The sequence below is a fragment of the Streptomyces nodosus genome (assembly GCF_008704995.1).
Taxonomy (GTDB): Bacteria; Actinomycetota; Actinomycetes; order Streptomycetales; family Streptomycetaceae; genus Streptomyces; species Streptomyces nodosus.
Genome location: NZ_CP023747.1, coordinates 725,577 through 745,575 on the forward strand (window position 1 = coordinate 725,577; position 19,999 = coordinate 745,575).

Here is a 19,999-nt window from a genome sequence, read left to right on the forward strand (position 1 = left end):
GTCCCGCTCTTTCCCCGCGCGTCCCCACTGGAGTGTGTCCGTGTCCGCGAACACCGCCGATACCAAGCCCCCGAAGCCGGGCTTCCGTATACCCGTCCCGTTCTGGGCCCAGGTCCTGCTCGGCCTCGTGGTCGGCCTGGTCCTCGGCTTTGTCGCCCGCACCTTCGACGTGTCCTGGCTCGCCACCACCCTCGACAAGGTGGGCGGCATCTTCGTCCAGCTCCTGAAGCTGGCCGTGGCCCCGCTGGTCTTCTTCGCGATCATGGTCTCCATCACCAATCTGCGGAAGGTCAACAACGCGGCACGCCTGGCCGGCCGCACCCTGCTCTGGTTCATGATCACTTCGCTGATCGCGGTGGTGATCGGCCTGGTCATCGGGCTGGTCTCCAACCCGGGCTCCGGCTCCGCCCTCACCCCGGCCGACGGCGCCAGGCCGGACCACGCCGGCAGCTGGCTCGACTTCCTCACCGGCATCGTCCCGACGGACATCATCACGCCGTTCTCGGAGCTCAACGTTCTGCAGATCGTCTTCATGGCGGTCGTCGCCGGCGTCGCGATCCTCAAGATCGGCCCCAAGGCCCAGCCGGTCCTGACGCTCTCCGAGTCCGTCCTCGAGCTGCTGCAGAAGGCCCTGTGGTGGGTGATCCTGCTCGCCCCGATCGGCTCCGCCGGTCTCATCGGCCGCGCGATCGTGCAGTACGGCTGGGACCTCCTCGGCGACTACGCGACCTTCACCGCCGACATCTACATCGGCTGCGCCCTGGTCCTGTTCGGCGTCTATCCGCTGCTGCTCGCCTTCGCCGGCAAGCTCAACCCGCTGCACTTCTTCAAGGGCGCCTGGCCCGCCATCCAGCTCGCGTTCGTCTCCCGCTCCTCGGTCGGCACCATGCCGGTCACCCAGCAGTCGGCGATCCGTCTCGGCGTCCCCAAGGACTACGCCTCCTTCGCGGTGCCGTTCGGCGCGACGACCAAGATGGACGGCTGCGCGGCGATCTACCCGGCCATCTCCGCGATCTTCGTGGCCCAGATCTTCCATGTGGAGATCGGCATCAAGGAGTATCTGCTCATCGCCTTCGTCTCGGTGATCGGCTCGGCGGCCACCGCCGGTCTGACGGGAGCGACCGTGATGCTGACCCTCACCCTGTCCACCCTCGGCCTGCCGATGGAGGGCGTCGGTCTGCTCCTCGCGATCGACCCGATCCTGGACATGATGCGCACCGCGACCAATGTCGCCGGGCAAGTCGTCTGCCCGTTGATCGTGGCGTCGAGGGAGAAGATCCTCGACACGGGCAAGTACAGCGGTGTGACCTCGTCGCCCGTGGACCCCGTGGACCCCGTGGACGTGGAGCAGCCGGGGGCCGTGCCTGCCGCTGCCTGACCACGTCGCCGGTCCGACGGCACATCTGTGACGGCGGTCCCCAAGACCCGGTGGTGGTCTTGGGGACCGCTGTTGTCGTGCGGGGAGCGGACACCCGGCGGATCGGGTCACCCCGGCCTCTTCGCACTCCGCCCCGCCGGCGGAGCACCCGCAGGGCGGGGAAGGGGGAAGGACGTCCGTCCGGGGTCGACCGTCAACGCGGAAGGGACTGCCCGGTGGGGCCGACCCGCAGGAAGGGCTCGTTCACCTGCGGGTCCGTCAGGGCCCCGTAGGCGCCCGGGCGGCGGAAGGCGTTGCCCCAGGCCTCCCTGCGGCGGTAGTCGCGCAGTGCGTCCAGATCGAAGACGGCCGGATACACCCCCGGGTGCTCGCCCGCCTCCACGGCGAGCATGTCCCGGGAGCGTCCGTCGGCGAAGGCGATGCCGTCGAAGGCGAGGGAGTGCCCCCAGCCGGGACCGGCGTAGTTGGCCATGGCCACGGCGGTCATGTTCTCGTAGGCGCGGGTCCGGAACTGGGCGAGCCGGTTGGTCTCCAGCTCACAGGCGTTCGGGGTGAGGATGACCTCCGCGCCCGCCAGCATCGAGGCGCGGGCGCTCTCCGGGAACTCCCGGTCGTAGCAGATCATCGCGCCCACCATGACGTCTCCGGCGGCGGTGTCCAGTGTCCCCACCGCGAACGACTCTCCCGGGGTGAGGCCGGCTTCCGGCAGATCGAAGGCGCAGGTGTGCACCTTCGCCTGGTGCAGCACGACACGGCCGTGCCGGTCGATCAGGGACACGGTGTTGCGAGGCGCTCCGTCCCACCGTTCGAGGTAGGTGAGGGCGATCGCCATCTCCAACTCCACGGCCAGCGCACGGAAGTGACCGACGAAGGGAGAGTCCCTGCCGATCGGCTCCCCCTCCCAGGCCGCCTCGGGCTCCGGGACCGGCGGAACGACGGTGCCGGTCCACCGCTGCGGATGCCGGTAGAGGTCCCCCACCCCGGCGGGCACGGACGCGCTGTAACCGTTGCTCCACATCTCCGGGAACAGGGCCACATCGGCACCGAGGGCCGTCGCCCTGCGACAGGCGGCCTCGCCCAGGGCGAGGTTCCGCCCGAGATCGTGTCCGGGCGGCGCGAGCTGAAGCAGGGCGACGGTCAACATACTCATGCAGAGGGCTCCTTCACGATCGGCTGACGCGGCATTCGGGTGCACGGCACTCGGAGCCACGGGAGGAGCCCGGCAGATCGGCAGTCGTCACACCATGGCGGCACGCTACAACGACCCCCGCCCCGACGGCACCGGAGTTTCCGGCGCACTCCGGGAAGGAGCCGGCGCCGTCATCGGGTCATGACGGGTGGGTACGGCCGTCGTTCTCCTCCTGGCGCGGCCGGCCGTCGTCGCCGAGCGCCGGGGGGCCGTTGGTGTCCGGGGTGATTCTGGCCGCCATCTCGGAGAGGCGCTTGCAGGCCTGTTCGACCTTGTCCAGCGTCTGGTTGCGCTCGGTGACGGCCGCACCGATCAGCAGGGCGGTCAGCGAGGCGGCGCCGTTGAACGCCTGGAGGACGACCATGTTGGTGAGCAGACTGTGACCGGCGAAAGGACCTGATCGGCGGGTGGCGGCGAGGACCGCGAAGGTGGACACCGCCAGCGCGCAGGGTGCGGCCCCGGCCCGCTGGAAGCGGAAGGCCGCCCAGACCACCACCGGGAAGGTGAGGAAGAGGAACGACGCCTGGAAGATCTGGAGCAGACCGATGCCCAGGGTCGCCGTCGCGAGGAACGCTCCCTCCACCCAACGGGACGGGGGTACGTTCTTCGGCCAGCGCGCCGAGCGGAGCGCGAGCAGCACGGGTGCGACCAGCAGGACGCCCATCGCGTCACCGGCCCACCAGACCCACCAGGCCGGCCAGAACCCCCCGGCGGGCAGTGCCCGGGCGAGGTACAGGGTGCCGGTACCCACCGTCGCGCTGGTGAGCATGCCCGCGAACGCGCCGAGGAAGACCAGGACGAGCGCGTCCCGGAAGCGGTTGAGCTCGGTGCGGAACCCGGCAGCGCGAAGCAGTGCGTAGGAGCACAGGGGGGCGAGCGTGTCGCCCGCCGTGATGGCGAGTACGCCCGGTACCGACGGCCCGAGCGTGATGTCGGTCAGCAACGCGCCGAGTGCGATCCCTGGCCAGATCCGGGGGCCGAGGAGAAGGAGGGCGGCCAGGGAGATGCCGGTCGCGGGCCACAGCGGTGTGACCTGGCCGCGCACGAGGTGCTGGAGCAGCCCCAGCCTGGCGGAGATGTAGTAGAGCACGGCGATGGCGCAGATCGTCAGCGCCGTCGTACCACCGCGCCGGAGCCGGTCACGGCAGGTGACCGTGGCCGGGAGGCCGTTCCCTCGTCCTCGCCTCTCACTCGAGCGTCTGCCGATCACGCCGGGTTCACCGCCCTGCCGTTCATCTCCATGACCCTTCACCAGTGCTCTGTCGGGGGTTCGCTCCTGTGGCCGTCGTGGTCGGCACCGCGCGCCGCCCGCGCCGGACCGCTGCGGCGGCCTGCGGCTTCAGCGCGGGGTGCGCAGGGCGAGGATGGCCATGTCGTCGTGCCCGTCGCTGGGGTGGTGGTCGGCCAGCGCCCGTACGAAGTCGTGCAGGGGCAGCTCCGCGTGGGCGGTGGCGAGTTCGGCGAGCGCGGCCAGACCCCGGTCGATGGGATGGTCGGGGTGTTCGATGAGTCCGTCGGTGAAGAAGACCACGGTGGTGTTCGGGGGCAGAGGGCGGGAGTGGTCGGGGCGGTGCTGCCCGCTGTCGACATTGAGCGGGAGCCCGGGCTCGGCGAACAGGTACTCCGCTCGCCGGTCCGGGGTGATCACCAGGGGAGGGACATGGCCCGCCGTGCTCCACAGCAGCCGCCACGCGGACCCGGCGGGCTCGATGCGGGCCAGACTGGTGGTGGTGACGGGAAGGTCGGTGATGGTCTGCAGGGTGCGGTCGAGCTGGGCGAGGCACGCGCTGGGGGAGGCGGACCGTTCGAGCAGCAGAGCGCGCAGCATATTGCGGGTGGCGGCCATGGCGGCCGCGGCATGCAGATCGTGGCCGACCACGTCGCCGATGACGACCGCCACGGCCCCGTCGGGCAGCAGGATGGCGTCGTACCAGTCCCCGCCCAGCGGGCTGGGCTCGGCGGCCGGCCGGTAGATGGCGGCAGCACCGAAGGGCCGCAGATCGGGCAGGGTCGGCAGCAGGAGCCGCTGGAACTGCTCGGAGCCGGCCCGGACCTGCTCGAACAGGCGGACGTTGTCGATCGCGATGCCGGCGGCGCTGGCCAGGGCCACGAGCATGCGCTCGTCATGGACGTCGAAGGGACGGCCGTCACGCCGCTCGGACAGATAGAGGTCTCCGTAGACCCCGCAGCGGACGCCGATGGCGACGCCGAGCAGGGTGCGCAGGGGCGGGTGCCCGGGCGGGAAACCGGCGAAGGCCGGGTGGGAGGAGATGTCCTCGACCCGCAGCGGCTCGGGGTGGCGGATCAGGTGTCCGAGGAGGCCGAGCCCGTGCGGGAGCCCCACCCCTGCCAGGGCCTGGCGTTCCTCCTCGGTCAGACCGGCGGCGACGAACTGCGCCAGACGGCCGTCGGCCTCGTCGAGGACCCCCAGGGCCCCGTAACGGGCGCCGACCAGGTCCATGGCGGTGGTCACGATGCGGTGCAGCATCGCGGGCAGCTCCGTCTCCCGGGTGATGGTCACCACCGCGTCCAGCAGGCCCTGGATCCGGGCCTTGGCCGCGGTCAGGGCGGACAGCTGCTCGTCGATCCGGCCCAGCGCGGCGTCCAGCCGCCCCAGCAGGTCACGATCGTGCCGCTGTTCCGGTTCCTCCTTCCTGCCTCCGCCCGCCATCACGACCTCCCGGTGAACCGGTACTCGTTCCCCACCGTATTCCGGCTCACCCGGTGGCGCCGGGCCGGAACCCGTGCTGGGCCCGGGGGTCCGCCCGGCGGGCAGGCCGGTTCCGCTCGATCACTCACCCGAGCGGCCCACCGGCCCCCTGACACGACCGCGATCAAACAAAACAACAGCGTGACACGGCCGGATGACCGGTCCCGCTCATTACTCCACCAGCGGCACGCCACCCCGAACGTCCCGAGCGGCACCCCACCCGCAGCCGCCCGCACCCGCCCGGGACGCACGACGGGCCCCGTCGAGGTCCGTCAGGGCTGCCCGCGCTCCACGGTCTTCCCGTCGGCCGCTCCCGCGATCCCGGCGAGGACGAAGGCCAGCCCCCGCTCGAACTCGTCCCCGGCGAAATCCGCGCCCACGGAGGCGAGTCGGGCGAGGGTGGGCAGTGAGCCGTCGGCGAGTGCCGCGATACGGCCCGCCGCGTCGGACGGGCTCTCCTCCGGGGCGAGGGGCCCGGCCAGCTCGGCCTGGGCGACACCCATGACGAACGCCATGACGGTGCGGAAGGCGGCGAGCAGGTCCGGCCCGTCGAGTCCACCGCGAGCGAGCGCCGCGGCGAGCGCCTCGGCCGGGGCGAGGGAGTCCACCGAGGAGGTGCGGCGGGTGAGCATGAGCGGCACGACCGCGGGGTGCTCCCGCACGGTGCTCCAGAGGACCCTGGCGATGCCCCGGGTGTCCGCGAGCCAGTCCCCGGTGGGGCGCGGTACGGCGACGCGCGCGGACACCGCGTCGACGACGAGTTCCTCCAACGCCTCCCGCCCGGCGACGTAGTTGTAGAGCGTCATGGGCCCCGTGCCCAGAGCCGCCGCCAGCGAGCGCATGGTGAGCCCGCTCAGGCCCTCCCGGTCGACGATCGCCAGGGCCTGCTGCTGGATCTCCGCCAGGGTGAACCGGGCTCTCATGACGTCGACACTCCACTTGACACGTACAGCGTACGTATCTCACGGTACTACACGTACGCTGTACGTATCGAGGAGAGGGCTCCGTCATGCCGTCCGCCGCGCCATCCACCGTCACCACCTGGTTCCCCTCGCGAGGGCTGCGCTGCGCGGCCTGGCTCACCCGCCCCCGGGGAGCGGGCCCGCACCCGGCGGTGCTGCTCGTCCACGGGTTCGGCGCCACCCATGAGATGCGTCTCGGGCGGTACGAGCAGGCCTTCGCCGCCGCCGGCCTCGCCGTGCTGTCCTTCGACTTCGCCCACCTGGGCGCCTCCCAGGGTGTTCCACGGCAGCTCATCTCGATCCGACGCCAGTTGGCGGACGTCGAGGCAGCGCTGGCCTTCCTCGGGCGAACCCCCGGCATCGACCCCGGACGCATCGCACTGTGGGGCACCTCCCTCGGCGCCACTCACACACTCCTGAACGCGGCCCGGCACCCCGAACTGGCGGCCGTGGTGGTGCAGTGCCCCGTCCTCGACACACGTGACGCCGCGAGGTGCGCGGGGTGGCGCGCGGCCGCGCGGCTCGCGGCGCCGGTCGTGAGCGATCTGGTCCGCCGCGGGCTACGGCTGAAGCGCCGCTATGTCCCCATCGTCGACGAACCGGGCCGAACCGCCGTCGTCACCGTCCCCGGCGCGAAGGAGGGCTGGTACGGGATGCTCCCGCCGGGCGTGGACTTCGACAACAGGGTGACTGCGGCCGTCGGCCTCGATCTCCTCACCCGCAACGCCGCCCGCCGGGCCGTCGACATACGGTCGCCGCTGCTGGTCTGCGTCAGCGACCATGAGACCCTCACCGATCCGCGCATCGCGGTGCGAGCCGCGATGCGGGCGCCGGCCGGCACCTTCCTCCGCTATCCCGCCGACCACTTCGCCGTCTATCATCCGCCGCTCGTCGAGCGCATCATCCGCGACCAGACGGACTTCCTGGTCCGTCATCTCTCGCTGTCCGAGGCGTACGGAGAGCGCCATGCGTGACCTGCTACGACGTCAGGACGACGCCTTTGTCGCGTTCGCAAGGGAACTGACGGAGGACGAGTGGCGCGCGCCGAGCCTGTGCGCGGGATGGACGAACCAGGACGTCCTGGCGCACCTGGTGCTCGGCCTGCGGCTGCCCGCCTCCGCACTGCTGGCCGCCACGGTCCTACGACGGTCCTCGTTCGACACCGCCAACGACCGCCTCAGCCGGGAGCACGCCGTCGGTCGCGGTGCGCCCGATCTGCTGGACGAGTTCGACCGCTGCCGGAAGCGCCCCCGGGGCATCGGGCGCCTCCTGCCCCTGCCACTTCTCCTCGGCGACCATACGGTCCACCACCTCGACATCGCCCTCGCCCTCGGCCGTACCGAGGTTCTCGACGCCGAGGTGGCGGACGCCGTCCTCGATGTGGAGATCCGGATCCCCAACCCGTTCGTCCCGGCAGCCCGACGCGCCCGTGGGCTGTGTCTGCTGACCACCGACACCGAGTGGTCACGCCCCGGTGACCGGTCCCTGGCCGTCAGGGGCCCCGCCGAGGCCCTCGTCTCCGCCCTCGCGGGCCGCCCCCATGCCCTGCCCCGGCTGCACGGCGCAGGCGTGGCCGTGCTGGCGACCCGCATGTGAGGGCAGCGGGAGCTCCGGTGAGCACAACCGCCCGCGCGGATGGCGAACCGGGGCCTCCTCCACGGCGAGGGGGCCGGTGGCGCAGGGTCCCTTCACCGCCGTGCCGACAGCGGGGCAGGCGATCGTCGGCAGGCCCGCGTCCGCCGTGGTCGGGTGCGGCGGACGCGGGCCTGTTTCGCTGCCGGGGCCGGAGGCCGGGTCAGGCCGGGGGTGGGGTGAGCAGCGGGCGCTGGGCCTTCTTGTGCTGCTCGTAGGCGGCGCGGGCCGCGGTGGCCGAGGGCAGTGCGGAGACCTCGGCGACCGGGACGTCCCACCAGGCGTCGGAGCCGGGGGCCGGCACCAGGGGGTCGGTCTCCACATGGACGACGGTGGTGCGCTCGGCCGCGAGGGCGGTGGCGAGCGCCTCGCGGAAGCCGTCCAGGCCCTGGGCACGGAGCACGTCCGCGCCCAGGCTCGCGGCGTTCGCGGCCAGATCGACCGGCAGGATGTCACCGTCCAGATGACCGGTGGCCGGGTCGCGGTAGCGGTAGCGGGTGCCGAACCGGTCGGCGCCGACCTGCTCCGACAGCGCGCCGATCGAGGCGAAGCCATGGTTCTGCACCAGCACCACGACCAGCTTGAGGCGCTCGGCGACGGCCGTGGCGATCTCCTGGGCCATCATCAGATAGGAGCCGTCGCCGACCAGCACCACGACCTCGCGGTCGGGTGCGGCCATCTTCACGCCGAGCCCTCCGGCGATCTCGTAGCCCATGCAGGAGAAGCCGTACTCGACGTGGTAGCCCAGCGGGTCGGCGGGACGCCACAGCTTGTGCAGATCGCCCGGTATGGAACCGGCGGCGCACACCACCACGTCCCGCTCTCCCATGGCGTCCCGCAGCGCGCCGATGATCTCGCTCTGGGCGGGCAGCGGCCGGTGTCCGGCGGTGAAGGCGGCGTCCGCCACCGCGTCCCAGCCGCGCACCAGCCGGGCCGCGCGCTCGCGCCAGTCCGGGGCGGCCGACCAGCCGGACAGTGCGGTGCCGAGCGCCTGGAGGCCCGCGCGGGCGTCCGCGACCAGGGACACCCCGGCCTGCTTGGCGGCGTCGAACGCGGCGATGTTGAGGTTGACGAAGGCCACCTCGGGGTCGGCGAACAGGGTGCGTGAGGCGGTGGTGAAGTCCTGCCAGCGGGTGCCGATGCCGATCACCACATCGGCCTCGCGGGCCAGGGCGTTGGCCGCGGCGCTGCCGGTGTGTCCGACGGCGCCGACGGCCGCCGGGTGGCCGTGCGGCAGCGCGGCCTTGCCGGCCTGGGTGACCGCGACCGGCACCCCGGTGGCGGCGGCGAACTCCGCGAGCGCGGCGGTGGCGTCGGAGTGGATCACCCCGCCGCCGGCCACGATCAGCGGGCGCCGGGCGCCCCGCAGCAGCCGTACGGCGGCGGCCAGTGACGCCTCGTCGGGGGCCGGGCGGCGGATGTGCCACACCCGGTGGGCGAAGAACTCCTCGGGGAAGTCCCAGGCCTCCGCCTGGACGTCCTGCGGCAGGCACAGGGTGACGGCGCCGGTCTCGGCCTGGTCGGTGAGCACCCGCATCGCCTGCACGGCCGAGGAGAGCAGCTGCTCGGGCCGCCAGATCCGGTCGAAGAACCGGGAGACGGGCCGGAAGACATCATTGACGGTGAGGTCGGCGGCGTACGGCTGTTCGAGTTCCTGGAGCAGCGGTGAGGCGGCGCGGGAGGCGAAGGTGTCGCCGGGCAGCAGCAGCACCGGCAGCCGGTTGACGGTGGCCAGGGCCGCCCCGGTGACCATATTGGTGGAGCCGGGCCCCACCGAGGCGGTGCAGGCCAGAGTGGAGAGCCTGCGCCGGGTGCGGGCGTAGGCCACCGCGGCGTGCACCATGGCCTGCTCGTTGCGGGCCTGGTGGTAGGTCAGATCGTCGGGGCGTTCCAGCAGGGCCTGGCCGAGCCCCGCGATGTTGCCGTGGCCGAAAATGCCGAAGCAGCCCTCGATCAGCCGCTGTTCGACGCCGTCCCGCTCGGTGTACTGCTGCGCGAGAAACGCCACCAGCGCCTGGGCGGTGGTCAGTCGGCGGGTGGGGCGGGATCCGGTCGTGGTCATCGTGGCCCTCCGGCGTCGCAGATCGGCACCCGGGGGTCGGCGGCCCGGCCGTCCCATGAGGCGCGTACCCAGTGATGGGCCGGGTCGTCGCAGCACGCCATGGTGCGCTGCGGGTCCGGCCCGGCGAGCACATTGAGGTAGTACAGGGGATGTCCCGGCGCGGCCATCGAGGGGCCGTGGTAGCCCCGGGGGACGAGCACCACATCGCCCTGCCGGACCTCCGCCAGCACGTCCACCCCGTCGCCTCCGGCCGCCGCGGGCTCGTACACCCGCTGGTAGCCGAGGCCGTGCGGGCCGGGGCCGCCGATCTCGAAGTAGTAGATCTCCTCCAGCACGGCCTCCCCCGGGCGCCGCTCGTCGTGCTTGTGCGGCGGATAGGAGGACCAGTTGCCGCCGGGGGTGAGCACCTCCACGGCGACCAGGCGGTCGCAGGGGAAGCCCTCCGGGGAGGCGAAGTTGTTCACCTGCCGGGTGGCGGGGCCGGCGCCGCGGATCTCGACCGGCACCGCCTCGGCGGGCCCGTAGGCGGGCGCCAGCCGGCGCTCGCAGCGGGCCGCGGGCAGCGCGAACCGGCCGCCGTCCGTGGAGTGGACGGTGACCCGGGCGTCGCGCGGGGCGTAGGCGAAGTCGGTGACCCGGCTGAAGACGTCGGCGCGGCCGTCGAGGCCGAAGGAGGTGCCGTCGATCTCCACCCGGCAGCTTCCGGACAGCGGCAGCACGATCAGCTCGCTGGCCCCGGTGTCCAGGGTCCGGGAGGCGCCCGGTGCGAGGTCGAGCACGCGCAGGGAGCTGTAGGTCCACCCGGCGTCCTGCGGGGTGACCGCCAGCCGGAAGCCGTCCGCCCCGGCGGTGCCGTCGGGCAGATGCAGCCGACGGGTCATCAGGACTCCCGGCCGAGCAGCGAGACGGCGGTGTCCACGGCGCCGGCCACATCGCCGTCGGCGGGGAAGAGCATGGTGCGGCCGATGATCAGCCCACGGACGTGCTCGATGCGCAGCGCCTGCTGCCAGGAGGCGTACATGGCGTCGGGGTCGCCGCCGCCCTCGCCGCCGAGCAGCAGGGTGGGCATGGTGGTGGAGGCCATCATGCGCTCCATCTCGGGGACGACCGGGACCTTCAGCCAGGTGTAGGCGGAGGTGCGGCCGAGCGCGGAGGCGATGTTGTTCACCCAGATCTGCGCGTCGGGCTCCAGGATGTTGCGCACCCTGCCGCCCTCACGCACCGACTTGAAGGGTTCTATGAGGGCGAGCAGCCGGCGCTCCGCCAGTTCGTTGACGGCGGCGGCGGTTCCGCTGAGGGTCTCGGCGGTGCCCGGGTCGGCGGGGTCGACGCGCAGCAGCACCTTGCCGCCGTCCAGTCCGCCCTCCTCGATGCCGCGGGCGTCGTAGCAGGTGAAGCGGTCGTCGAGTTCGAAGGAGGCGCCGGGGATGCCGCCCCGGTTCATCGAGCCCAGCACCAGCTTGCCGTCGAGCGCGCCGAGCAGGGTCAGGTCCTCGACCAGGTCGGGGGTGCCGAGGAAGCCGTCCACGCCGGGGCGGGAGAGCGCCTCGACACAGCGGGCCAGCAGCTCGTGGCGGTCGCCCATGGCGGTGGCGTCGCCCCCGGCGGCCACCGCGCCGCGCGCCGGGTGGTCGGCGGCCAGAATGAACAGCGGCCGGGCGAGGCCCGCGGCGTCGAACTTCGGGCGGGCGAGGGCGGCCCGGCGGATCGCGTCGGGGTCGGTGAGCCGGATCCGGGTGACGTCGGCGAGATCACGGGCGGCGGGGCTGGTGGCGAGGGTGGTGCTCAACGGGGTTCTCCGGTGGTGAGGGTGGTGGCGGCGCGCGGGGTGGTGCGGCCGGTCAGCTCGGCGATCTCTTCGGGGGTGGGCATCGCGTCGGCGCAGGAGTGCCGGGAGGCGACCAGCGCCCCGGCGGCGTTGGCGGCGGCCAGGGTGTCGGTCAGCGGACGTCCGGCCAGCAGGCCCGCGACCAGGGCGCCGCCGAAGGCGTCGCCCGCGCCGAGGCCGTTGACCACCTCGACGGGGATCGGCGGCACCCGTACGTCCTCGGTCGCGGTGCGGGCCAGGACCCCGTCCGGGCCCTGTTTGACCACGGCCAGCCGTACTCCTCGGGCGAGCAGCAGGTCCGCGGCCCGGTCGGGGTCACGGGTGCCCACCGCGACCTCGACCTCGTCGCGGTTGCCGACCGCGACGGTGGCGTGCTCCAGGGCCCGGGCGTAGCGGGCGGGCGCGTCCTCGGGGCGGTCCCAGAACATCGGGCGCCAGTCCAGGTCCAGCACGGTGTCGGTGCCGGGGTCGCGTTCGGCGAGCGCCCGCAGGGTGGTGCCGTACGAGGGTTCGGCGCAGAGGCCGCTGCCGGTGGCCCACACGACCCGGGCGGCGCGCAGCGCGGGCAGGTCCAGGTGTGCGGGCAGCAGCCGCAGGTCGGGGGCGTCGGGCCGGTAGAAGTAGAGCGGGAAGTCGTCCGGTGGGAAGATCTCGCACAGCACCACGGGGGTCTGGGCCCCGGGCACGGTGACCACATGCCGCTCGTCCACGCCGAAGCCCCGCAGCGCCGCACGGACGAAGCCGCCCAGCGGGTCGTCGCCGACGCCGGTGACGACCGCGCTGCGCAGTCCGTGCCGGGCGGCGGCGACGGCCACATTGGTGGCGCTGCCGCCGAGGTACTTGGCGAAGGTGCTCACCTCGGCCAGGCCGACCCCGGTCTGCTGCGGGTAGAGGTCGACGCCGACCCGCCCGAGGGTGATCAGGTCGTACGTCATGCGGCGTCCTCGCCCACCGAGGCCCGGTCGACATACAGCGCGGCGTCGGCGCACTCGGTGACCAGGGTGGCGGGCCAGGCCGGGTCGTAGCCGTGGGCGGCGGTCAGTCGGCGCACCGCCTCGCGCTTGTGGGCGCCGTGCACGATCATCACCGCGCGCCGGGAGTGGGCCACGATGGTCTCCACACCGACGGTGACGCCGTGCCGGGGCACCTCGTCGAGGGAGGCGAAGCCGGGGAAGGTGCCCATGTTGTCGACGCGGGTGGTGTCCGCGAGTTCGACGATCCGGCTGGTGCTGTGGCGGTCGGTGCCGGGCGGGTTGAAGGCGATGTGCCCGTCGGAGGCGCCGCAGGCCAGGATGAACAGGTCGACGCCGCCGCAGTCGACGAGGCGCCGCTCGTGGGCCTCCGGGTCGGCGGGGTCGGGGAACCACACCGCGTCGGCGGGGATGCCCCGGCCGGGTCCTGCGGCGGCGTCGAGGGGGGCGACGATCTCCTCGGCGGCGAAGCGGTGGCAGCTGTTGTGCGCGCCGTGGTCGACGTCGTGGAAGCCGCCCGGCGCGTCGGGGTCGGGCAGGACGTACTCGTCCATCATGGCGATGACGACATGCCGCAGGTCGAGCCGGCGCTCGGCGGTCAGTTCGGCGAGCGCCTCGTAGACCGGCTTGGGGCTGCGGCCGCCGGGGCAGCCCAGCACATAGCGCCAGCCGGCGCCTGCTGCTTCCGCGATCCCGTCCGCGATCTCGCGGGCCAGCTCCGCGCCGAGCAGGGCGGGGCTGTCGAAGACGCGCGGGGGAAGGGGGGCCGACATGGGGGTCACTCCTTTACGGCGCCCGCCAGCATGCCGCTGATCATGCGGCGCTGGAGGGCGATATAGCTGATGAGTACGGGCAGGGCGACGATGACGGCGGCGGCCGCCGTGACACCCGGGTCGCTGTTGCGCCGGTTGCCCGCGAAGAACGACAGGGCCAGCGGTGCGGTCTGCACGCTGCGGTCGTCCGGGACGAGGACCAGCGCCAGCAGGAACTCGTTCCACGCGAAGAGGAAGAGCAGGGTGGCGAGGGTGCCGATGGCGGGTACGGCCATCGGCAGCAGGATGGACCGCAGGGTGCGGAATCTGGAGGCGCCGTCGACCGAGGCCGCCTCGCGCAGCGCGGGCGGGGTGGAGACGAAGAAGGTGCGCATCCAGAAGACCGCGAACGGCAGGGACAGGCCGATCTGCGGCAGGATCAGCGCCCAGTAGGTGTTGGTGAGGTGCCAGGCGCGCAGTTGGTAGTAGAGCGGGATCACGGTGGCCTCGTAGGGCATCACCAGACCGACGAGCAGCAGTCCCAGGAGCACTCCCTTGAGCGGGAAGGGGAAGGCCGCGAAGGCGTAGCCGGCCAGCACGGCGAGCACGATGGTGCCCACCACCACGGCGGCGGCCACGATCAGGCTGGAGACCAGGGCCTCGGAGAACAGTCCCCGGCTCCAGGCGTGCGAGAAGTTGGCGAAGCTGATCGAGGTGGGCAGGGTGAAGCCGCTCTGCCGGGTGCCGGGCTTGCTGAGCGCAAGGAGCACCACGGACAGGAAGGGGTACAGGGCGGCGATGGCGGCGACCACCAGGACGGCGTGTCCGATGACGGTCTGGCGGCGGCTGGTGAGCATCCGTCAGCCCTCCTTTCCGCGCACCAGGCGCATGACGACCCCGGTCACCACCAGCACCACGGCGGTCAGACAGACGCTGATCGCGGCGGCGCCGCCGACCTCGTGGGTGAGGAAGGCGCCCTGGTAGATGAAGACGCTGGGCACGGTGGTGGAGGTGCCGGGTCCACCGGTGGTGGTGTTCCACACCAGGTCGAAGTTGCGCAGGGCGTAGGTGATGGTGAGGACCAGGGCGATGGACATCTCGCCGCGCAGCGCGGGCAGGGTGACGGTGAAGAACTCACGGACCGGCCCGCAGCCGTCGATCCGGGCCGACTCGTAGAGCTCGGTGGGGATCTTCTGGGTGCCGGCCAGGAAGAGCACCATGCACAGCCCGTACATCACCCAGGTGCCGACCAGGCCGACGGAGGGCAGGGCGGTGTGGTAGTCGCCCAGCCAGGCGCGGGCCAGGGAGCCGAGGCCGACGGCGCGCAGGGCGGCGTTGAGCGGCCCGTCGATGTCGTAGATCCACCGCCAGGAGACGGCGACCACCACGGTGGCCAGGATCTGCGGCAGGAACAGCACCGCGCGGAAGAAGCTCAGTCCGTGGATCCGGATGCGGGACATCAGGGCGGCGAGGAACAGGCCGAGGGCGACCGGGAGCAGCGCGTAGAAGACCACGAACTCCAGCGAGTGGCCGATCGCCGCGGGGATGCGGGTGTCGGACAGCAGGGCGCGGTAGTTGCCGAGGCCCACCCAGCGGCCCTCGGTGAGGCCGTCCCAGCGGAACAGCGATATCCAGGCGGTCTGGCCGAGCGGCCGCAGCACGAACAGCGTGTAGAAGACGGCGGCGGGCAGCAGGTACCAGACGGCGGGCCAGTACTGGCGTCCGGCCCAGGCGCGCAGGCCGTGCCGTCGCCGGTGGTCCCGGGGCTCCTGGCCGGGGCGGTCCTGGGCGGGGGGTGCGGGCTCGGTGGCGGTGGCCCGTCCGGAGAGCGGGGCCGCGGTCACGGGGTGCCTCCGGCGGCTGCCGCGTCCTGGCGCTGCTGGTCCTGGAACGCCTGCCAGTTGTTCTGCAGGCCCTCGGTGAAGCCGTGGGGTGAGATACGGCCGGCCAGCAGGTCCTGGGTCTTGGAGCCGATGGTGTCGAGCATCGTGGTGGAGGCCCAGTCGAGGTAGAAGTTCTGCCCGTCGTCGGCGAGCAGTTTGAGCCCGATGCCGTTGACCTGGTCGACGACCTCGCTGTCGGCCTTGACGGTGCCCTGGCCGGTGACCGGGGTGCGGCCGACGTCCGCGAGGGTCTGCGCGAACCGGTCGCTCATCAGCATGTCGAGGAAGGCGACCGCGGCGGGCAGGTGCTGGGTCTTGGAGCTGATGTGCCAGCCCAGGCCGAGCGAGCCGACCGTGGCGCGGGTGCCGTCGGGCCGGGTGGGCAGGGTGAAGCCGACATGGCCGTTCATGCTCTGCTGGAGGGCGGGCGCGTTCCAGGAGCCGGCGACCAGGAAGACGCCCTGGCCGTGGCTGAACTTGGCGACCGCGTCGTCGGAGCTGATGCCGTCGTAGCCCTTGCCGAACCAGCCGCGCTTCGCCCAGTCCTGCACGGTGCCGGCCGCGGCCTCGGTGCCCTTGTCGGCGATGGTGGCGCCCGGGACTCCGCTGATCCAGGAGCGGATGTCGCGGCTGGCCACGTTCTGCGCCTGGACCAGGCCGATGACCTGGCTGGCGGGGTACTTCTCGGCGTTGCCCAGCATGATGGGCTGCTGTCCGGCGGCCTTGGCGCGGGCCAGCGCGGCCGTGAACTCGGCGTAGGTCGTGGGCGGCTCGATGCCCAGCTTCGCCAGCTTGTCGGTGTTGTAGAACACCCCGACGTACTCGGTGGCCGGTGAGATGCCGTAGAGGCTTCCGGAGCCGAAGACGGCGCCGTCCGGGGTCCAGCGGTACTGCTTGAGGGCGCCGTCGGTGAAGGTGTTCTCCCAGCCGTAGGCGCGCATCACATCGTCCAGCGGGCGGATCAGTCCGGCCTTGACCAGCGGGCCGTCGGTGCCGTAGCCCTGGTTGCCCTGGACGAGGTCGGGCGCGTCGGTGCCGGACATCGAGTTGACGACGGTCTTCATCAGGTCGTCGAAGCCCTTGGTGACGACGTCGACCTTGACGTTGGGGTATTTCTTCTCGTACATCGGCACGAGCGCCTTGAGCGTGGCGTCCTCGCCGGAGTCGGCGAGCACCCGCAGGGTGGTGGGGCCGGACTTGGCCACCTCCTGGTCGGTCACCGGCTGGGTGATCCGGGGTCCGGTGACGCCGGACGAGGCGGTGGTGCCACCGGCTCCGGGGACACCGCACCCGGAGACCAGCAGCCCGGCCAGGGCGACCCCCGCGGCCCCGGTCCATCGCAGCTTGTTCATCCTTGCTCCACTTCGGGTCCGCACACGGGCGGACCGGGAACGGCGCCGGGCAGGCACGGCGGGCGGGCCGTGCGCCCCGGACACCGGGGTGATCAGGAGTGGGCGGCCACCTTCGCGGCCAGCCAGGCATGGTTGGCCGCCTGCTCGGCGGCGACCTCGGGATATTCCTCGGCCGGGGTCGGCGCCCGGTCCTGCTCCACGAGCAGCCAGCCGCGGTAACCGCCGCGCAGCAGCTCGGACAGGAAGGCGTCGATGTCGACGTCGCCCGCGCCGAAGGGCACACAGACGTCGGCCCACCACTCGTCGAAGTCGGTGCGGCCGGAGGCCTTGGCCTCGGCGAGCACCGCCATGCGTACGTCCTTGACGTGCACGTGGTTGATCCGCTCGCGCCAGGCCCGCAGGCACGCCACGGGGTCGCCGCCTGCCAGCTGGAGGTGCGCGATGTCGAGGGTGAGGCCGACCTCGGTCAGCTCCAGCAGCCGCTCGACCTCCCAGGGCGACTCCACGAAGGTGCTGATGTGCGGGTGGAAGGAGGGGCGCAGTCCATAGGAGCGGGCCATCGCCACCGCGCGCTCGGACAGCCGGGCCAGGCGTTCCCAGCCGGCCTCGGTGAGGGCCAGCGAGCGGTCGTCCCAGGGGCGGGCGGGGTGGTGCAGCAGGGTCTCGCTGCCCTCGTCGGCGAGGATGGCCAGCGGCGCCAGGTCGGCGGGGGTGCCCGCCGCCTCGGCGCACGCGGCCAGTTCACGGCAGGTCTGCTCCATCCGGGCCAGATCGTGCTCCACCACGTCGTCGTCGAGCGCGTAGTGCACGGGGATGTAGGCGCCGACGGCGGCCAGCCGGTGCTCGGTGAAGAGCGCGGCGGTCTGCTCGGGCGTGCCGAAGAACCCGGGCGGGCCGAGTTCGCTCCCCTGGTAGCCGGCCTCGGCCATGGAGGCCAGCAGGGCGCCGGGGGAGGAACCGGGGCCGCCCGCGCCCTCGCCGTACACGCCGTAGCTCACCGGCGCGTTGCCGATCAGGATGCCGTCGGGCAGGGCGGCGCCGGGGTTCGTGGTGCGGCCGGTCATGCGGCACCCCCGTGCGCGGCCTCGCCGCCGATCTCGACGCCGGCCTGCGCGGCGAGCGTGGCGACCAGGGCCTGGAGGCAGCGCACGTCCTCGGCCGCCCCGGCGGCACCGGAGCGGACCTTCGTCTCGCCGTGGACCGCCGCGGCGAACTCCTCCAGCTGGCGGACAAACCCGGTGTCGTAGCCGTGGCGTGCGGTGGTGTCGCGGCGCACCGCGCCCTCGGCGCGTTCCACCCGCAGCGTGGAGCGCACGTCCACCAGGTAGGGCGCGGCCATGTCCAGGCGGAGCCGGCCGTCGCGGGCGAGTACGGCGATCTCCTCGCCGTACTCGGGGTGGTCCGGGAGCCAGTTCCAGTTGAGCACCAGCCGGGCATCGTCCCCGAGCGGCGCGGTGGCCAGCAGGCACGGCGGTTCGCCCTCGACCGGCCACGGCCACAGCTGGGCGGTGTCGAAGGAGGTGGGCAGGGTGAAGCCGAGGGCGCGCAGCAGGGACAGCTCGTGGATCACCGAGCCGTTGAGCACGTCCCGGTAGTAGCGGCCCAGTTCGGCGGGTATCTCGCCGAACGCGTCCAGGGTGCGCGCGTTCTCGTAGGCGATGGCCTCGGCGATCACGGAGGTGTCCGCGTCGTCGGCCGGCGGGTCCAGCCGCAGATGCTCCACCTGGGGTTCGTCGGCGGGGTGCAGCACGGTGACCCGGACGGTACGGGGGGTGTCCAGCGCGGCCAGCTCGGCCGCGGCGACCTCGGTGAGCGGGTCGTACATCTTCATGTAGCCGACCTGGAGCACCAGGCCCTTGGCCTCGGCGAGCGCGCCCAGTTCCTCGGCCTCGGCCACGGTCAGGCACAGCGGCTTCTCGGCGAGGACATGCTTCCCGGCCTCCAGCGCGGCGCGCGCGGCCTGCGCATGGGTGCCGGGGGTGGCCAGCAGTACGGCGTCGACGGTGTCGTCGGCCAGCACACTGTCGTAGCGGTGTGCGGCCCGTACCCCCACGCCGGCGCGGGCGGCCACGGCCGCCGCGCGGGAGGGGGACAGATCGCACACGACGGCGATGTCGAACAGCGTGCCCAGGCGCTGGACGGCGGGCAGGTGGACCGACTGAGAAATCGTTCCTGCGCCGATGACGGCGAGACGGACCGGTGGATGTGACGGCATCGAGGCTCCCTCGGCTCGGGTGCGGAGCGGTGTGCTGCGGCGGTCGCGGCCGGCGGTGTCAGGGGTGTGTGCCCTCGGACAGGGTCCTGAGCCCCTGGGCAGGGGCCGACGGTGGGCCCATGGCACCGGCAGACGGACGCACGCCGGAGAAGGGAAGGAGCGCTTCCGATTTCGGCGTGGTCGGATCATGTCTCACTTCAGTCCAGTCAGTCCAGTGTTTGGACCAGATTTTCATCTGGTCCATGAACTGGTTGCTCTGGTACGGTCCATGACCGTGACCACGCATGACGCACCGGCCTCACCCTCCGTCCCCTCCCCCGCCCCCGCCGCGACCGCGACCGCAGGTCCCGCCGTCCAGCTCGCCCACCGCGCACTCGGGCAGCTGCTGGACCGCCGGGCCTGGGCAGCCGGCAGCCAACTGCCCGGGGAGCGCGCCCTGGCCCAGCGGGTCGGGGTCAGCCGCAGCAGCCTGCGCCAGGCCCTCGCCCTGCTGGAGGAGGAGGGCAGACTGCACTCCTCCCCGCAGCGCGGCTGGTTCGTCGCCACCGATGTGGTCAGCGAACCGCCCAGCGTGCTGAAGAGCTTCACCGACATCGCCCGGGCCCGGGGCCTGACCGCCACCGCACGGCTGCTGCGCCGCGAGGTCCGCCCGGCCGGCTACGAGGAGGCCGCGCGGCTGCGTATCGCGCCCGCCGCCGAGGTGCTGGAGATCGTCCGGGTACGCGGGCTGGACGACGTACCGGTGTGCCTGGACACCACGGTCCTGGTGCGCGCACGCGCCCAGGCCCTGGAGGACGTCGATCTGACGGACCGTTCGCTCTTCGCCGAGCTGGAGGCCAGGGCCGGGGTGCGTGTCATGCACAGCACGTACACCGCGCGCGCCGACGGCGCCCAGTCCGCGGAGGCGGAGTTGCTGCGGGTGCCGCCGGGCACCCCTGTGCTGGTCGGCGAGGAGATCACCTACGACCAGACCGACACCCCGGTGCTGCTGGGCCGGGCCGTGTACCGCGGCGACGCATACCGGCTCGAGGCCACCCTGCACCGCAGCTCCGACTGACCCCACCG

At 72.7% G+C, this 19,999-nt stretch carries 18 protein-coding genes; 4 read left to right on the forward strand and 14 right to left on the reverse strand.

All coding sequences use genetic code 11. From position 1 onward, the window contains the following. Positions 1–40: 40 nt before the first annotated feature. On the forward strand, positions 41–1,378 hold the full coding sequence (locus CP978_RS03230; RefSeq protein ID WP_043437322.1) for a dicarboxylate/amino acid:cation symporter: 1,338 nt from the start codon (positions 41–43) through the stop codon (positions 1,376–1,378). Between the two features lie 193 nt (positions 1,379–1,571). Here the strand turns inward: CP978_RS03230 and CP978_RS03235 are convergent, their stop codons facing one another. The 4 genes from CP978_RS03235 to CP978_RS03250 all read right to left on the reverse strand — a co-directional run bounded on the left by CP978_RS03235 (position 1,572) and on the right by CP978_RS03250 (position 6,200). After that, on the reverse strand, positions 1,572–2,528 hold the full coding sequence (locus CP978_RS03235; RefSeq protein WP_043437324.1) for a carbon-nitrogen hydrolase family protein: 957 nt from the start codon (positions 2,526–2,528) through the stop codon (positions 1,572–1,574). 178 nt (positions 2,529–2,706) lie between these two features. Continuing rightward, positions 2,707–3,777, reverse strand: coding sequence for an MASE1 domain-containing protein (locus CP978_RS03240; protein WP_376697906.1), 1,071 nt, complete (start codon positions 3,775–3,777; stop codon positions 2,707–2,709). Positions 3,778–3,906: 129 nt separating this feature from the next. Then, complete coding sequence (locus tag CP978_RS03245) at positions 3,907–5,238, reverse strand: PP2C family protein-serine/threonine phosphatase (protein WP_150478136.1); 1,332 nt, start codon at positions 5,236–5,238, stop codon at positions 3,907–3,909. 311 nt (positions 5,239–5,549) lie between these two features. Beyond that, entirely contained in the window at positions 5,550–6,200 is a 651-nt protein-coding gene (locus tag CP978_RS03250; RefSeq protein ID WP_043437327.1) for a TetR/AcrR family transcriptional regulator, read from the reverse strand. A gap of 86 nt (positions 6,201–6,286) precedes the next feature. Here CP978_RS03250 and CP978_RS03255 point away from each other — a divergent pair, with 86 nt between their 5' ends. Both CP978_RS03255 and CP978_RS03260 read left to right on the forward strand, forming a co-directional pair. Then, positions 6,287–7,213 (forward strand): alpha/beta hydrolase, encoded by a 927-nt coding sequence (locus CP978_RS03255; RefSeq protein WP_043437329.1) that lies wholly within the window; start codon positions 6,287–6,289, stop codon positions 7,211–7,213. Beyond that, complete coding sequence (locus CP978_RS03260; RefSeq protein WP_043437332.1) at positions 7,206–7,835, forward strand: maleylpyruvate isomerase family mycothiol-dependent enzyme; 630 nt, start codon at positions 7,206–7,208, stop codon at positions 7,833–7,835. The genes CP978_RS03255 and CP978_RS03260 overlap by 8 nt, the downstream gene beginning before the upstream one ends. 199 nt (positions 7,836–8,034) lie before the next feature. On the opposite strand, the gene iolD is transcribed toward CP978_RS03260, so the two are convergent. From iolD to CP978_RS03310, 10 genes are all read right to left on the reverse strand, one after another. Beyond that, positions 8,035–9,933, reverse strand: coding sequence for a 3D-(3,5/4)-trihydroxycyclohexane-1,2-dione acylhydrolase (decyclizing) (iolD, locus tag CP978_RS03265; protein WP_043437334.1), 1,899 nt, complete (start codon positions 9,931–9,933; stop codon positions 8,035–8,037). Further along, positions 9,930–10,814 carry a 5-deoxy-glucuronate isomerase gene (gene iolB / locus CP978_RS03270; protein ID WP_043437336.1) on the reverse strand — a complete coding sequence of 295 codons (885 nt, stop codon included), beginning with the start codon at positions 10,812–10,814 and terminating at the stop codon, positions 9,930–9,932. The genes iolD and iolB overlap by 4 nt, the downstream gene beginning before the upstream one ends. After that, positions 10,814–11,722, reverse strand: coding sequence for a Cgl0159 family (beta/alpha)8-fold protein (locus CP978_RS03275; protein ID WP_052453984.1), 909 nt, complete (start codon positions 11,720–11,722; stop codon positions 10,814–10,816). The genes iolB and CP978_RS03275 overlap by 1 nt, the downstream gene beginning before the upstream one ends. Continuing rightward, entirely contained in the window at positions 11,719–12,696 is a 978-nt protein-coding gene (iolC, locus tag CP978_RS03280) for a 5-dehydro-2-deoxygluconokinase (RefSeq protein ID WP_052453985.1), read from the reverse strand. The genes CP978_RS03275 and iolC overlap by 4 nt, the downstream gene beginning before the upstream one ends. Then, positions 12,693–13,505 carry a 6-phosphogluconolactonase gene (locus tag CP978_RS03285; RefSeq protein ID WP_043437337.1) on the reverse strand — a complete coding sequence of 271 codons (813 nt, stop codon included), beginning with the start codon at positions 13,503–13,505 and terminating at the stop codon, positions 12,693–12,695. The genes iolC and CP978_RS03285 overlap by 4 nt, the downstream gene beginning before the upstream one ends. 5 nt (positions 13,506–13,510) lie before the next feature. Beyond that, positions 13,511–14,341, reverse strand: a complete 831-nt coding sequence (locus tag CP978_RS03290) for a carbohydrate ABC transporter permease (protein ID WP_043437339.1) — start codon at positions 14,339–14,341, stop codon at positions 13,511–13,513. 3 nt (positions 14,342–14,344) lie between these two features. Then, positions 14,345–15,328: a carbohydrate ABC transporter permease gene (locus CP978_RS03295; RefSeq protein WP_079161984.1), complete on the reverse strand. Its 984-nt coding sequence runs from the start codon at positions 15,326–15,328 to the stop codon at positions 14,345–14,347. After that, complete coding sequence (locus CP978_RS03300) at positions 15,325–16,719, reverse strand: ABC transporter substrate-binding protein (RefSeq protein WP_043437342.1); 1,395 nt, start codon at positions 16,717–16,719, stop codon at positions 15,325–15,327. The genes CP978_RS03295 and CP978_RS03300 overlap by 4 nt, the downstream gene beginning before the upstream one ends. A gap of 92 nt (positions 16,720–16,811) precedes the next feature. Continuing rightward, positions 16,812–17,783 (reverse strand): sugar phosphate isomerase/epimerase family protein, encoded by a 972-nt coding sequence (locus CP978_RS03305; protein ID WP_043437344.1) that lies wholly within the window; start codon positions 17,781–17,783, stop codon positions 16,812–16,814. After that, positions 17,780–18,934 (reverse strand): Gfo/Idh/MocA family protein, encoded by a 1,155-nt coding sequence (locus tag CP978_RS03310; protein WP_043437346.1) that lies wholly within the window; start codon positions 18,932–18,934, stop codon positions 17,780–17,782. Before CP978_RS03310 ends, CP978_RS03305 begins: the two co-directional genes overlap by 4 nt. Positions 18,935–19,208: 274 nt before the next feature. Between CP978_RS03310 and CP978_RS03315 the strand changes: the two genes are divergently transcribed. Continuing rightward, positions 19,209–19,991, forward strand: coding sequence for a GntR family transcriptional regulator (locus tag CP978_RS03315; RefSeq protein ID WP_052454514.1), 783 nt, complete (start codon positions 19,209–19,211; stop codon positions 19,989–19,991). The last annotated feature ends 8 nt before the right edge of the window (positions 19,992–19,999 follow it).

Coding starts and splice junctions, on each gene's coding strand:
- iolD (WP_043437334.1), bottom strand. CDS start 9,933: ATGACCACGACCGGATCCCGCCCCACCCGCCGACTGACCACCGCCCAG.
- iolC (WP_052453985.1), bottom strand. CDS start 12,696: ATGACGTACGACCTGATCACCCTCGGGCGGGTCGGCGTCGACCTCTAC.
- CP978_RS03285 (WP_043437337.1), bottom strand. CDS start 13,505: ATGTCGGCCCCCCTTCCCCCGCGCGTCTTCGACAGCCCCGCCCTGCTC.
- CP978_RS03310 (WP_043437346.1), bottom strand. CDS start 18,934: ATGCCGTCACATCCACCGGTCCGTCTCGCCGTCATCGGCGCAGGAACG.
- CP978_RS03250 (WP_043437327.1), bottom strand. CDS start 6,200: ATGAGAGCCCGGTTCACCCTGGCGGAGATCCAGCAGCAGGCCCTGGCG.
- CP978_RS03260 (WP_043437332.1), top strand. CDS start 7,206: ATGCGTGACCTGCTACGACGTCAGGACGACGCCTTTGTCGCGTTCGCA.
- CP978_RS03305 (WP_043437344.1), bottom strand. CDS start 17,783: ATGACCGGCCGCACCACGAACCCCGGCGCCGCCCTGCCCGACGGCATC.
- CP978_RS03290 (WP_043437339.1), bottom strand. CDS start 14,341: ATGCTCACCAGCCGCCGCCAGACCGTCATCGGACACGCCGTCCTGGTG.
- CP978_RS03235 (WP_043437324.1), bottom strand. CDS start 2,528: ATGAGTATGTTGACCGTCGCCCTGCTTCAGCTCGCGCCGCCCGGACAC.
- CP978_RS03300 (WP_043437342.1), bottom strand. CDS start 16,719: ATGAACAAGCTGCGATGGACCGGGGCCGCGGGGGTCGCCCTGGCCGGG.
- CP978_RS03255 (WP_043437329.1), top strand. CDS start 6,287: ATGCCGTCCGCCGCGCCATCCACCGTCACCACCTGGTTCCCCTCGCGA.
- CP978_RS03245 (WP_150478136.1), bottom strand. CDS start 5,238: ATGGCGGGCGGAGGCAGGAAGGAGGAACCGGAACAGCGGCACGATCGT.
- iolB (WP_043437336.1), bottom strand. CDS start 10,814: ATGACCCGTCGGCTGCATCTGCCCGACGGCACCGCCGGGGCGGACGGC.